General features: G+C 72.8%; 11 protein-coding genes and 1 pseudogene. 9 read left to right on the plus strand and 3 right to left on the minus strand.

Annotated features, from left to right (window positions below):
* Nucleotides 1–24 precede the first annotated feature (24 nt).
* The 5 genes from ABGB10_RS10370 to ABGB10_RS10390 all read left to right on the plus strand — a co-directional run bounded on the left by ABGB10_RS10370 (nucleotide 25) and on the right by ABGB10_RS10390 (nucleotide 6,721).
* Nucleotides 25–939 (plus strand): fructosamine kinase family protein, encoded by a 915-nt coding sequence (locus tag ABGB10_RS10370; RefSeq protein WP_347660652.1) that lies wholly within the window; start codon nucleotides 25–27, stop codon nucleotides 937–939.
* Nucleotides 936–1,949 carry a GTP 3',8-cyclase MoaA gene (gene moaA, locus ABGB10_RS10375; RefSeq protein ID WP_347660653.1) on the plus strand — a complete coding sequence of 338 codons (1,014 nt, stop codon included), beginning with the start codon at nucleotides 936–938 and terminating at the stop codon, nucleotides 1,947–1,949. Before ABGB10_RS10370 ends, moaA begins: the two co-directional genes overlap by 4 nt.
* Before the next feature lie 12 nt (nucleotides 1,950–1,961).
* On the plus strand, nucleotides 1,962–2,207 hold the full coding sequence (locus ABGB10_RS10380; protein WP_347660801.1) for a MoaD/ThiS family protein: 246 nt from the start codon (nucleotides 1,962–1,964) through the stop codon (nucleotides 2,205–2,207).
* A 13-nt stretch (nucleotides 2,208–2,220) separates the two neighbouring features.
* A complete protein-coding gene (locus tag ABGB10_RS10385) occupies nucleotides 2,221–3,468 on the plus strand; it encodes a metallophosphoesterase (protein ID WP_347660654.1) in 1,248 nt (415 codons plus the stop codon).
* A gap of 61 nt (nucleotides 3,469–3,529) precedes the next feature.
* Complete coding sequence (locus ABGB10_RS10390; protein WP_347660655.1) at nucleotides 3,530–6,721, plus strand: UvrD-helicase domain-containing protein; 3,192 nt, start codon at nucleotides 3,530–3,532, stop codon at nucleotides 6,719–6,721.
* Nucleotides 6,722–6,816: 95 nt separating this feature from the next.
* Here ABGB10_RS10390 and ABGB10_RS10395 read toward each other — a convergent pair whose 3' ends face one another.
* On the minus strand, nucleotides 6,817–7,491 hold the full coding sequence (locus ABGB10_RS10395) for a prepilin peptidase (RefSeq protein WP_347660656.1): 675 nt from the start codon (nucleotides 7,489–7,491) through the stop codon (nucleotides 6,817–6,819).
* Between the two features lie 10 nt (nucleotides 7,492–7,501).
* Entirely contained in the window at nucleotides 7,502–8,506 is a 1,005-nt protein-coding gene (locus ABGB10_RS10400; RefSeq protein WP_347660657.1) for an EamA family transporter, read from the minus strand.
* A 447-nt stretch (nucleotides 8,507–8,953) separates the two neighbouring features.
* Between ABGB10_RS10400 and ABGB10_RS10405 the strand changes: the two are divergent.
* From ABGB10_RS10405 to ABGB10_RS10415, 3 genes and pseudogenes are all read left to right on the plus strand, one after another.
* Nucleotides 8,954–9,400, plus strand: a pseudogene (locus ABGB10_RS10405) (flagellar basal body protein FliL); the annotation flags it as partial.
* Nucleotides 9,401–9,901: 501 nt separating this feature from the next.
* Nucleotides 9,902–10,357, plus strand: a complete 456-nt coding sequence (locus ABGB10_RS10410; protein ID WP_347660802.1) for a hypothetical protein — start codon at nucleotides 9,902–9,904, stop codon at nucleotides 10,355–10,357.
* A 137-nt stretch (nucleotides 10,358–10,494) separates the two neighbouring features.
* Nucleotides 10,495–11,736, plus strand: coding sequence for an ATP-binding protein (locus ABGB10_RS10415; protein WP_347660658.1), 1,242 nt, complete (start codon nucleotides 10,495–10,497; stop codon nucleotides 11,734–11,736).
* Between the two features lie 24 nt (nucleotides 11,737–11,760).
* Here the strand turns inward: ABGB10_RS10415 and ABGB10_RS10420 are convergent, their stop codons facing one another.
* Nucleotides 11,761–12,309 carry an N-acetyltransferase gene (locus tag ABGB10_RS10420; RefSeq protein WP_347660659.1) on the minus strand — a complete coding sequence of 183 codons (549 nt, stop codon included), beginning with the start codon at nucleotides 12,307–12,309 and terminating at the stop codon, nucleotides 11,761–11,763.
* 133 nt (nucleotides 12,310–12,442) lie between these two features.
* Between ABGB10_RS10420 and ABGB10_RS10425 the strand changes: the two genes are divergently transcribed.
* Nucleotides 12,443–12,988, plus strand: a complete 546-nt coding sequence (locus ABGB10_RS10425) for a DoxX family protein (RefSeq protein ID WP_347660660.1) — start codon at nucleotides 12,443–12,445, stop codon at nucleotides 12,986–12,988.
* Nucleotides 12,989–13,003 lie beyond the last annotated feature (15 nt).

Here is a 13,003-nt window from a genome sequence, read left to right on the forward strand (position 1 = left end):
GTGGGGAGCGGTTACCGTGCGCTGATGGACCTCGCGTACCTACGCGCGCACCCGGCACACCTGCCGACCTTCCGGACCCACCAGCGCATCCGGGAGACGCCGGTCGCCGGTGGAAACATCTGCGCCGCCGCCCGACTCACCCTGGACGACGGCCACTCCGTCTTCGCCAAGTCCTGGCCCGAGAAGGCCGACCGGACGGCACCGGAGGGCTTCTTCGCCGCCGAGGCCGCCGGGTTGCGGTGGCTGCGGGAGGCGGGCGCGGTCGCCGTACCCGAGGTGATCGTGGCATTGCCGGACCTGCTGGCGCTCGACTGGGTGGAGCCCGGCGAGCCGACGCCGGAGGCCGCGGAGCGCTTCGGCCGGGAGTTGGCCGACCTGCATCGGGCGGGGTCGGCCAGCTTCGGTGCGCCCTGGCCCGGCTTCATCGGATCGCTTCCACAGGACAACACCCCCACCGACGGGCCCTGGTCGACGTGGTTCGCCGAGCGACGACTCCTCCCCTACCTGCGACGCTCGGTCGACGATGGCGCGCTGACCGGCGCCGACGCCACGCTGGTCGAGCAGGTGGTCGATCGGGCCGGCCGGCTCGGCGGTGACGAGCCGCCCGCGCGCGTCCACGGCGACCTGTGGCCGGGCAACGTGCTGTGGGGAGCCGACGACCGGGCCTGGCTCGTCGACCCGGCGGCGCACGGCGGGCACCGGGAGACAGATCTCGCCCAGCTCGCACTCTTCGGCGGCATCCCCCACCTGGATCGGGTGCTGGCCGCCTACCAGGAGAGCTGGCCGTTGCCGGACGGCTGGCGCGACCGGATGCCTCTGCACCAGCTGCATCTGCTGCTCGTGCACACCGCGTTGTTCGGCGGCAGTTACCGAGATGTGGTGGTCGAGACCGCCCGTGCCGCCCTGAGCCGGCCCGAGCGCGCTACGGTCGACGGGTGAGCGCCGCCCCGGGGACCGACGGGGTCCTCGTCGACCGGTACGGCCGCGTCGCCCGGGACCTGCGCGTGTCCCTCACCGACAAGTGCAACCTGCGCTGCACCTACTGCATGCCGGCCGAAGGTCTGCCCTGGCTGGCCGGCCCCGAGTTGCTGACCGACGAGGAGATCGTCCGGCTGGTCCGGGTGGCCGTCGAGCGCCTCGGCGTGACCGAGGTGCGGTTCACCGGTGGTGAGCCGCTGATCCGACCCGGGCTGGTCAAGATCGTGACCGCGGTCGCCGCGTTGCAGCCCCGCCCCCGGGTCTCGCTGACCACCAACGGCATCGGTCTGGACCGGCTGGCCCCGGCGCTGAGCGCGGCCGGCCTCAACCGGGTGAACGTCTCACTGGACACCCTGGACCCGGGCCGTTTCGACAGGCTCACCCGCCGACCCCGCCTCGACGCGGTGTTGGCCGGGCTCGCCGGGGCGGCGGCGGCCGGGCTCAGCCCCGTGAAAATCAACTCCGTGCTGATGCGTGGGGTCAACGAGGACGAGGCACCGGCCCTGCTGCGCTTCGCTCTCGACCACGACTACCAGCTGCGGATCATCGAGCAGATGCCGTTGGATGCCCAGCACGGCTGGGACCGCAGCACGATGGTGACGGCGGAAGAGATCCTGGCCTCCCTGCGTACCGCCTTCGATCTCAGTCCCGACCCGGCCGAGCGCGGCGCGGCACCGGCGGAGACCTGGTTGGTCGACGGCGGCCCCGCCCGGGTCGGTGTGATCGCCAGCGTCACCCGCCCCTTCTGCGGGGACTGCGACCGCACCCGGCTGACCGCGGACGGCCAGGTCCGCGCCTGCCTCTTCGCGACCGAGGAGTCCGACCTGCGTGCCGCGCTGCGCGGCGGCGCGGACGACGACGAGTTGGCCCGGCGCTGGCGCACCGCGATGTGGGGCAAGCGTGCCGGGCACGGCATCGACGATCCCACCTTCCTACAGCCGACCCGGCCGATGTCCGCGATCGGGGGTTGAGGCATGGACCTGATGCCGCTGACCGTCCGCTACTTCGCGGGAGCCCGCGCCGCCGCCGGGCGGACCGAGGAGGTCGTGCCCGCCGGCCGGTCGCTCGACGACCTCAGCGCCGAGTTGACCCAGCGACACGGCGACCGGCTCGCCGCCGTGCTGAAAGTGGCGAGTTTTCTGGTGGACGGCGTCACCTGTCATGATCGTCAGGCACCCCTGCCAGCCGGGGCCACGATCGACGTCCTGCCCCCGTTCGCGGGCGGGTGAGGGAGGCGCACGCATGTTGGCGGTTCTGGGGTTCGTGACCGTCCTGGCCCTTATCACCGGTTTGATCCACCTCTACCTGTGGAAGCGGCTGGTCAGGGACACCACCACCCCGGGCCGTTGGCGACGGATCGGCGGGATCGCCGCCCTGGTGCTGGCGCTGCTCGTGCCGGTCACCCTCGCCGGGACGCAGGCCGGGCTCTACTGGCTCGCCTGGCCGGGCTACCTGTGGCTCGCGCTGATGTTCTACCTGCTCGTCGTGCTGGTCGTGCTCGAGGTGCCGATGCTGGTCACCCGGCTGGTGCTGCGCCGGCGGGTGATCGCCGCGGAGCCGGCCGCCGCGGCACCCGAGCCGGTGCTGGTCGGAGCGGCCGGGCCGACCGACCCGCCCGCCGCCGGTGCCGTCGCGGCACCGGATCACGACCCGGCCCGCCGGCTGCTGCTGGCCCGTGGGGCGGCCATCTTCGCCGGCCTCACCGCCACCGCCATGGTGGGGTACGGCGTCCGCACCGCCCTCGGTCCACCACGCCTCGACCGGGTGCAGATCCCGCTCGCCAAACTCCCCCGCAGCATGGACGGCCTGCGCATCGCCACCGTCTCCGACATCCACCTCGGCCCCCTGCGCGGCCGGGCACACACCGAGCGGATCGTAGCCGCGATCAACCGGCTCGACGCGGACCTGGTCGCGGTCGTCGGAGACCTGGTCGACGGCTCGGTCGCCGAACTCGGCTCGGCCGCCGCGCCGCTGCGCGACCTGCGCTCCCGGTACGGCAACTTCTTCGTCACCGGCAACCACGAGTACTACTCCGGGGTGGAGGAGTGGGTCCAGGAGGTCGACCGGCTCGGCCTTCGGGTCCTACAGAACCGGCGCCAGGAGATCCGGGCCCGGGGTGGCGTGCTCGACGTGGCCGGCGTGAACGACCTGGACGCGACCGGGGACAGCGGCCTGGCGGCCGGGCCGGACTTCGCCGCCGCCCTCGGTGACCGCGACCCGAGCCGCCCGGTGGTGCTGCTCGCCCACCAGCCGTTGGCAGCGGTGGAGGCGGCCCGGTACGGCGTCGACCTGCAACTGTCCGGGCACACCCACGGTGGGCAGATGGTGCCGTTCAACCTGGCCGTCCGGCTGGAGCAGCCGGTGGTCAGCGGCCTCGGTGAGGTCGACGGCACCAAGGTCTACGTGACGAACGGCGCTGGCTTCTGGGGGCCGCCGGTCCGGGTCGGGGCCGAGCCACAGATCAGTCTGGTCGAGTTGCGCTCGGCATAGCGGACGTCACGTCCGCGCGTGGCGGCGGGCGGCCGGCGCGGCGGGCGTGACAGGATGCGGCGTGCCTCCGTTCAGCGCCGTACCCCCCGGTGGCCTACGGCCATTCGTCGCGGACCTGCACATCCATTCGAAATACTCGCGCGCGTGCAGCCGCGACCTCACCACGCCGAACCTCGCGTGGTGGGCCCGGCGTAAGGGCATCGGTCTGCTCGGCACCGGCGACTTCACCCACCCCGCCTGGTACGACCACCTGCGGGAGACTCTGCGGCCCGCCGAGCCGGGGCTGTACCGGCTCGATGCCGACGCGGAACGGGACGTCGCCCGCCGGCTGCCTCCCCGACTGGCGAGCGCTGCGGAGGCGGACCCGGTCCGGTTCATGCTGAGCGTGGAGATCTCCACCATCTACAAGCGGGACGACCGGACCCGCAAGGTGCACCACCTGATCTACCTGCCCGACCTGGACGCGGTCGCGCGGTTCAACACCGCGCTCGGCCGGATCGGCAACCTCGGCTCGGACGGCCGGCCGATCCTCGGCCTGGACTCCCGCGACCTGCTGGAGATCACCCTGGAGGCCAGCCCGGACGGCTACCTGGTGCCCGCCCACATCTGGACGCCGTGGTTCTCCGCGCTGGGCTCGAAGTCGGGCTTCGACGCGATCGCGGACTGCTACGCCGACCTGGCCGAGCACATCTTCGCCGTGGAGACCGGTCTCTCCTCCGACCCGGCGATGAACTGGCGGGTCGGCAGCCTGGACGGCTACCAACTGGTGTCCAACTCGGACGCGCACTCCCCGCCGGCCCTCGGCCGGGAGGCGACCGTGCTGACGGCCGAGCGGAACTACTTCGCCGTCCGGGAGGCGCTGCGGACCGGTGACGGCCTGGCCGGCACGATCGAGTTCTTCCCAGAGGAGGGCAAGTACCACGCGGACGGACACCGGCTGTGCGGCGTCAACTGGTCGCCGGAGCGGACCCGCGCGGCAGGCGGGCGCTGCCCCGAGTGCGGCAAGCCGCTCACCGTGGGCGTTCTCAGCCGGATCGAGGAGTTGGCCGACCGCCCGGAGGGGCACCGGCCGGCGGACGCCCGGGACGTCACCCACCTGGTGCCGCTCGCCGAGATCCTCGGTGAGATCAACAAGGTGGGCGCCCGGTCGAAGAAGGTCGAGGGGCGACTCAACGAGTTGGTGGCAGCGCTCGGCCCCGAGCTGGAGATCCTGACCACCACACCGCTCACCGACATCGCGCAGACGGGCGGGGAACTCCTCGCGGAGGGCATCGGGCGGTTACGGCGCGGCGAGGTACGTCGGGTGCCGGGCTACGACGGCGAGTACGGGGTGATCACGCTCTTCGACCCGGCGGAACTGGGCACCCACGCGGGCACGGCACAGGAGACGCTGTTCGACGTACCCGTGCCGGCGCAGCGGCGACCCGCGGAGCCGGCTGCCCGGGCCGCGACCAAGCGCCCGGCGGCGAAGGCGGAGCCGAAGCGTAAGCCGGTCCCGGCGCCAGCCCCGCCGATCGCGTCGCCGCCGTCTCCCCACGAACCCTTCGAGCCGATGCTCTCCGGGATGGAGGAGGTCGGCACCGGTCTGCTGGACCGGCTGGACGCGATGCAGCGGGTGGCCGCCTCCGCACCCGGCGGTCCGCTGCTCATCGTCGCTGGTCCGGGCACCGGCAAGACCCGGACGCTCACGCACCGGATCGCGTACCTCTGCGCGGAGCTGAACGTGTTTCCCGAGCACTGTCTGGCGATCACGTTCACCCGTCGGGCCGCCGAGGAGCTGCGGCACCGCCTCGACGGTCTGCTCGGTCCGGTCGCCGAGGACGTCACCGTCGGCACGTTCCACGCGCTGGGGTTGACCATTCTTCGGGAGAACGCCGAAGCCGTGGGCCTGCCGACCGGCTTCCGGATCGCCGACGACGCCGAGCGGTCGGCGGCGCGGGCGGAGGCCGGCGACGACAGCGCCAGCTACACGGCGCTGCTGCGCAAGCAGGACCTGGTCGACCTGGACGAGCTGGTGACCCTGCCGGTGGAGTTGCTGCGGGCCGATCGGAAGCTGGTCGAGCGCTACCGGGACCGCTGGCGGTGGATCTTCGTCGACGAGTACCAGGACGTCGACGCGACGCAGTACGAGCTGCTGCGGCTGCTCAGCCCGGCGGACGGCAACCTGTGTGCGATCGGCGACCCGGACCAGGCGATCTACTCGTTCCGGGGTGCCGACGTCGGCTACTTCCTGCGCTTCTCCGAGGACTTCACGGACGCCCGGTTGGTCCGACTCAACCGCAACTACCGGTCGTCCGCGCCGATCCTGGCCGCCGCCGTGCAGGCCATCGCGCCGTCCTCGCTGGTCCGGGGCCGGCGACTGGATCCGGCCCGGCTCGACCCGGAGGCCCCGCTGGTCGGCCGTTACCCGGCGGCCTCCGTCGCCGAGGAGACCGACTTCGTGGTCCGTACCGTCGACGAACTGGTCGGCGGGCTGTCCCACCGCTCGCTGGACTCGGGCCGGATCGACGGCCGGTCCACGACGTTGTCGTTCTCCGACATCGCCGTGCTGTACCGCACCGACGCGCAGGCGGCACCGATCGTGGACGCCCTGACCCGGGCCAACATCCCGGTGCAGAAGCGTTCCCACGACCGGCTGCGGGACCGGCCCGGAGTGGCGGCCATCGCGCGCGAACTGCGGCACGCCGACGGGCTGGCCGGCCCGCTGGCCGCCCGGGTGCGGCTCGCTGGTCAGGTCGTGGCGGAGCGGTTCGCCGTTCCCACCCTGGACGGCACCGGCGGCACGGTCCGTCCCGAGGACGTCCGCTCGGCCGTGGACCTGCTGACTCCGTTGGCCCGGCGCTGCGGTGACGACCTGGAGGCGTTCCTGTCGCAGTTGGCCACCGGCGCGGAGGTGGACGCGCTCGACCCGCGCGCGGAGGCGGTCACGCTGCTCACCCTGCACGCCGCGAAGGGCCTGGAGTTCCCGGTGGTCTTCCTGATCGGTGTGGAGGACGGGCTGCTGCCGCTGCGCTGGCCGGGCTCGACCCCTGACGAGGACGCCGTCGCCGAGGAGCGCCGGCTGTTCTTCGTCGGCCTGACCCGTGCCCAGGACCGGCTGTACGTCAGCCACGCCGCCCGCCGTACCCGTCACGGTGTCGAGCGTGACTGCGCTCCGTCGCCGTTCCTCGGTGTCATCGACCCCGGCCTGTTCGAGCGGTTCGGCGAGGCCGAGCCCCGTCGCCCCAAGGACCGTCAGCTTCGGTTGATCTGAAGGCCGGCGTCCCCGGCGCGCGGGTCCGCCGTGCGCCTCCAGCCGGGTGATGCCCGAAGGTTGGTCGTCCCCGACGTGGGGTCATCGCCGGCTGTTCAGCCCAGGAGGATGGCGAGCCAGGCACCCGCGAGCAGGGCCGGCCCGAGCGGCAGCAGGGTGTCCCGGCGGACCCGCCGCGCGACGAGCAGGCCGACCACCAGCCCACCCTGCAGCAGGTGCGGTAGGAGCAGCCCGACGAGCAGGGCGTCCCGGCCCAGCCAGCCCAGCGGCAGGCCGAGGACGGCGGCGAGTTTCACGTCTCCGAACCCCAGTCGTGAGCCGGGGAGCAGGGCCAGCAGCACGTGCGCCGCGCCTGCGACCGCCGCGCCGGCCAGCGCACCGAGCAGCCGGGCCGGCTCGCCGGTCAGCAACGCCACGCCGGTCAGGCCGGCGAGGGCCAGCAGGCCGGCGGCGAGGACCAGCGGGTCGGGCAGGCGCAGACAGGACAGGTCGACCCGGGCCAGCACCAACCCCACCGCCGCCAGCAGGAGGAAGACCGGCAACGCCGGATCGTCACACCGAGCGACGGCAAGCCCACCGAACACCGCGGCCGACACCGGCGGACCGAGCCAGACCCAGGCGCCACGTCGAGGCCGGTGGCTCGGCGCGGCAGCCGGGAACGGCCTCCGCGGCCGGGCCGGCGGGTTGGTGAAACGCCGGGCCAGCGGGGGTACGACGAGACCGAACAGCCCGCCGAGCAACGCCACCCCGACCAGAGCAGCGGCCGACATGGCCCGGAGGTTACCGGCGTTCGCTCACCGGCGAAGTCCCCGATCGTGATCCCGCGCTCGCCCGCCGGGGCCGTTCCGTGCTCACCACCAGTGCGACACCGGCGACGATGACCGCGCCGCCGAGCAGCACCTGCGGGGTGATCGGTTCGGCGACCAGCAGCGCACCGAGCGCCACCGCGACCGCCGGGTTGACGTAGGCGTACGTCGACACCAACGAGATGGGCGCGTTGTGCAGCAGCCAGACGTACGCGGTGAAGGCCACCAGCGAGCCGGCCACCATGAGGTAGCCCAGCGCCAGCCAGGAGCGGGTACTGACCGTCGCCGGGTGGAAGTCGCTCAGCTCGCCCCGGCCGGCGGAGACGACGGCCAGCACCAGGGCGCCGGCCAGCATCTCGTACACCGTTGCCACGAAGGGGTCGGTGGGCATCCGGATGCGTCCGGACAGGAACGACCCGACCGACCACGAGGTGGCCGCCGCCACCACGGTCAGGGCCCCCACCAGTGGCACCGCCTCCGAGTTGCCGGCGGGCAGCACCAGCAGGACCAGACCGGCGAAACCCAGGGTGACCCCGGCGAACGTCCAGAGCGGGGGCCGGTCGCCGGTGGCGGAGCGCAACAGCACCACCAGCAGCGGAACGGTCGCCACCAGCAGCGCGGCGATGCCGGAGGGCACCGCCACTCCGGGTGGCCCGGACTCGGCGAGCACCACCAGGCCGTTACCGCCGGCGAGCAGGAGCACGCCGATCAGCGCGGCGGAGCCGAGTTGCCGCCGGTCCACCCGCAGTGCGCCGGGACCCCGGCGCAGCCGCAGCACCACCGCCAGGATCAGACCGGCCACGGCGAACCGCAGTGCGGCCGACAACAGCGGCGGCAGCGTCTCCACCGTGATCCGGATGGCCAGATAGGTGGAACCCCAGAGCAGGTAGACCACGATCAACGCGGTCCAGATCAGGGTCGCTGTGGCGCTTGCGCGGCGACCGGCGAGGGCTGCGGCGCTCGGTGGACGTGAGCTCATCAGTGGACCACGCTACGGTGACGTCGGAGTCGGCGTCGCGCGTTGGTGGCCGGCCTCTCACCACTCGTGCAGGAGGGCGGCATGACGAACTACGGACCACCGGGCGGCGGCGACCCGGGACCGTGGCGTGGACAACGACCCGACGAGACGCCCGGACGGCCGGTGCAGCAGCCTTACCCGCCAGCGAACGAGCCCTACCCGCCGGCGGTTCCGTCGTACCCGCGCGCACCCCAGGGGCGACCCGGACCGTACGACGGCCCAGGTCCCGCGCCGTACGGCAGCCCAGGTCCCGCGCCCTACGGAGGCGGTTCCGAGGGGCCCTACGGGCGGGAGCACGGGTCACCACCCTATGGCGGCTCGTACGGGGCGAATCCGGCGTACGGCGGGCAGCAGTACCGGCCGGACGAGGATCCGTACGGCGGCGATCCTGCTCCGCCACCCGGCCGGCGCGGTCGGGGGCCGCTGATCGCGGTGCTGGCGGTCGTACTGCTGGTGGTGGTCGGTGGCGGCGCGTTCTGGCTGCTAGGCGGGCAGGACGACCCGGCGCCGTTGGCCGCGCCGAGCGAGTTGCCCGTCGCGGGTGAGCCGAGCCCGGACGCGGACGTGGCCGAGCCAGCGCCGAGCGGCGCCGCACCGGAGTCGTCGGCCGACCCCCGGTTCGCCAAGGTCGGCCAGTGTGTCCGCAACGACGGCGCTGCGGGCGGCAAACCCAAGCTGGTGATCAGCGGTTGCGTCGCGAAGTCGTACGAGGTGCTGAGCCGGATCGACGGTGCGACCAGCGGCGAGCGCGACGCCGAGGCCAAGTGCGGCAAGGTCGAGGGTTACACCAACTGGTACTTCTTCGACAGCGAGCTGGACACTCTCGACTTCGTCCTCTGCCTCAAACAACGCTGAGACCACCCACCCCGGGGATATGACATGACGACCTACGGACCACCGGGCTCCGACCAGCCGGACGACCCTCACCAGCGCCCTCCCACCGGGTCCGACGGCTCGCCACCGGTCGAACCGACCCTGCCCCAGTGGGGCTCGCCGCCGCCGGTCCAGGACCCGACCCGGCAGCAGTGGGGACCGCCGCCGAGCGGCGCGGAACCGCCGACCGCGCCGATGTGGGCACCCCCGCCCACCAACCCGGAGCCGCCAACCGAACCGATGTGGGCACCCCCGCCGGCCTCGGGCCCCGGCTATCCGCCCACCCCGGGCCCGGATTACCCGCCCACCTCGGGCCCCGGCTATCCGCCCACCCCGGGCCCGGATTACCCGCCCACCTCGGGCCCCGGCTATCCGCCCACCTCGGGGCCGGGCTATCCGCCGCCTGGGCCGTTCCCGCCGGCCGGGCCGGTGCCGGGTCAGCCGTCCGCGCCGTGGGGCCAACCGCCTCCGGGCGGGTTCGGCATGTCGCCCGGCGCGCCGGTGAAGAGCAACGGTCGCAAGATCGCTCTCATCGTCGCGCTGGTGGTGCTGCTCCTGCTCTGCCCATGCCTCGGCCTGGCCGGTTGGGCGATCTGGAGGGTCGCGGACGCCAGCAATGATGTCGAGCCCATGCCGTCGGTGAGCGTGCCGGTACTTCCGCCCGTCCTGCCCAGCGCCGCACCGACGCCGGACCTGCCGGACCCGGACGAGGACGAGGAGTTCGCCCAGGGCGACTGCGTGGTGAACGAGGGCACCGAGGACGACGCGGAGCTGCGCAAGGTGCCGTGTGGCCCGAACACGTACCAGGTGCTGCTGCGGATACCGGCGACCACCGACGGGGACCGGTGCGAGACGCTCGCGCCGCAGGCGACCGCGAACTACGTGCACGACAACTCGATCGACCTGTTCGACTACGTCCTCTGCCTGAAGGAACGCTAGTCACCGCTTGGCAAAACTAGGGCTGTCTAGCGTCCAAGCTAGACAGCCCTAGTTTTGTCTCGACGGTCTCGACACGCCGGTAGCCCCATCTATCCATGTCTAGCCTCGCAGCTAGATGGCCCGATACTCTCCAATGCGTGGATCCGGTCCGCAACCCGTACGCACCGGGCGCTGGTCAGCGTCCGCCCGAGCTCGCCGGGCGGGGGCGGGAGCTGGACGTCTTCGACATCGTGCTGGAACGCATCGCACGGGGCCGCCCCGAACGCAGCCTGATGCTCACCGGGCTGCGGGGCGTCGGCAAGACGGTTCTGCTCAACACCCTCCGGTCCCAGGCGATCAACCATCTCTGGGGCAGCGGCAAGATCGAGGCACGGCCGGACCAGTCGTTACGTCGCCCGGTCGCCGCCGCGCTGCACATGGCAGTCCGGGAGCTCGCCCCGCGACACCGCGCGCCCGATCGGATCGACAGTTTCCTCGGAGTCCTCAAGGCGTTCGCCCAGCGCTCCGCCCCGACCGGGCGGGCCGGTGCCGCCCCGAAACTGCGCGACCGGTGGCAACCCGGCATCGACGTGCCGGCGGCCAGCGGCCGGGCCGACTCCGGCGACATCGAGATCGACCTGGTCGAGCTGCTCAGTGACGCCGCGGCGGTCGCCAGTGACGTGGGCACCGGCATCGCCATCTTCATCGACGAGATGCAGGATCTCGGCCCGGAGGACGTGTCGGCGCTCTGCGCCGCCTGCCACGAGCTGTCCCAGCTCGGCGCGCCCCTGATCGTGGTCGGCGCCGGCCTACCGCACCTGCCTGCGGTGCTCAGCGCCGCCAAGTCGTACTCCGAACGGTTGTTCCGCTACCAACGCATCGACCGGCTCGACCGGATCGCCGCCGACCAGGCGCTCTGCGCTCCGGCCGAGCGCGAGGATGTCGAGTACGAACAGAAGGCGCTCGACCTGCTCTACGAGAAGTCCGGCGGCTATCCCTACTTCGTCCAGGCGTACGGCAAGGCGACCTGGGACCACGCGCCGCGCTCGCCGATCACCGCCGCCGACGTGCGGGTCGCCGCACCGGAGGCGGAAGCGGAGCTGGCGGTCGGATTCTTCGGGTCCCGGTTCGAACGGGCCACTCCCGCCGAGCGCGAGTACATGCGGGCGATGGCCATGATGTCGGCCGTCGAGGGCGACTCCTCGGCGGTGGTCCGCGACGACATGGACGCCGCAGTGCCCACGGCGGAGATCGCCCGGGCTCTCGGCCGCAAGCCCGCCAGCCTCTCCCCGGCCCGGGATGCGCTGATCAAGAAGGGGCTGATCTATTCCGGCGAGCGCGGCACGGTCGCCTTCACGGTGCCGCACTTCGGCCGGTACCTGCGCACCCAACCGGCCTGACCGCCATCGACCGCGCCGACGCGGTCAGACCTTGGACCAGGGCGCCGGGAAGAGCACCTCACCGCGCGGCGGGGGGCCCTCCTCGCTGGTGGACGGTGGCAGCACCAACGCCTGCCAGGGCTCACCGAGACCGGCCCACGGGCCGGTCAGGCCCAGCTCCGTCGCCGGGCCGAAGCCGAACCGGCGGTAGAACGCCGGGTCACCGAGGACCACGACGAGCCGCTCGCCCAACTCGGTGGAGGCGTCCAACGCGGCCTGCACGACCGCCGTGCCGTGCCCCACTCGCTGCCGGTGCGGCGCGACCGCCACCGGGCCGAGGGCCAGGACGGGCACGTCCGAGCCCCGCTCCGGCCGCACCCGCACCCGGGTGAGCAGCGCGTACCCGACCACCTCACCGCCGTACTCCGCGACCATGGCCAGCTCCGGCAGCCAGGCGGCGGTGCCGCGCAGTTCGTCGACCAGGCTCACCTCCGGCGGCGTCACCACGTCCGGGCGGGCGAAGGCGGCTGCCAACACGCGGCGTACCGAGCCGGCGTCGGCCGGGTCCTCGGGGCGTAGCCGCAGCGTGGTCACCCGCGCGACGTTACCCGCAGCAGCCGGTCCATCCGTGACGGTCGCTCGAATCGGCGTGGCGCGCGTGCATGGGCACCGATCCGATCCGGCCGTTGCCGGGGTAGCAAACGCCGCGACGGGGTATGACTGATCCATGACGCCCGTACGCTCTCTCGCCCGAGCCATGCTGAGCGGCATCTTCGTGGTCCAGGGTTACCGCAACTTCCGCGACCCGGGCCGGCTCGCGGTGGCCGCCCAGCCGGTGACCGAGAAGGTCGCGCCGCTTCTGAAGAAGGCACACCCGAGCTTCCCCACCGAGACCGAGACGTTGATCCGACTCAACGCCGCGGTGCAGGTCAGCGCCGGGCTGATGCTGGCCACCGGCCGGCTCAGTCGACCTGCCGCACTGGTCCTCGCCGGCACGCTGGTGCCGGTGACCGTCGCCGGGCATCCCTTCTGGAAGAACGACGATCCGACCACCAGGAACAACAACCAGATCCACGCCATGAAGAACCTCGGCATCCTCGGCGGTCTGCTGCTCGCTGCGGCCGACACCGGCGGCAAGCCCGGTCTGCGGTGGCGGACCGGTCATCGCATCGGCCACTCTCGACGTTCCATGCAACGCGCCGTCCGTACCGCCCGGCGCGAGGCTCGGATCGCCGTCCGATCCGCGTCCACGGCGCGTCGGCTTCCCGGCTGAACTGCGTCGATCCGT

Source organism: Micromonospora sp. B9E7 (assembly GCF_039871815.1).
In the GTDB taxonomy this organism is placed as follows: Bacteria; Actinomycetota; Actinomycetes; order Mycobacteriales; family Micromonosporaceae; genus Micromonospora.

Excerpts from the sequence above, each read along its gene's own strand:
- ABGB10_RS10385 (WP_347660654.1), top strand. The coding sequence starts at position 2,221 with ATGTTGGCGGTTCTGGGGTTCGTGACCGTCCTGGCCCTTATCACCGGT.
- ABGB10_RS10370 (WP_347660652.1), top strand. The coding sequence starts at position 25 with ATGGACCTCGCGTACCTACGCGCGCACCCGGCACACCTGCCGACCTTC.
- ABGB10_RS10400 (WP_347660657.1), bottom strand. The coding sequence starts at position 8,506 with ATGAGCTCACGTCCACCGAGCGCCGCAGCCCTCGCCGGTCGCCGCGCA.
- ABGB10_RS10425 (WP_347660660.1), top strand. The coding sequence starts at position 12,443 with ATGACGCCCGTACGCTCTCTCGCCCGAGCCATGCTGAGCGGCATCTTC.
- ABGB10_RS10380 (WP_347660801.1), top strand. The coding sequence starts at position 1,962 with ATGCCGCTGACCGTCCGCTACTTCGCGGGAGCCCGCGCCGCCGCCGGG.
- ABGB10_RS10395 (WP_347660656.1), bottom strand. The coding sequence starts at position 7,491 with ATGTCGGCCGCTGCTCTGGTCGGGGTGGCGTTGCTCGGCGGGCTGTTC.
- ABGB10_RS10410 (WP_347660802.1), top strand. The coding sequence starts at position 9,902 with ATGTCGCCCGGCGCGCCGGTGAAGAGCAACGGTCGCAAGATCGCTCTC.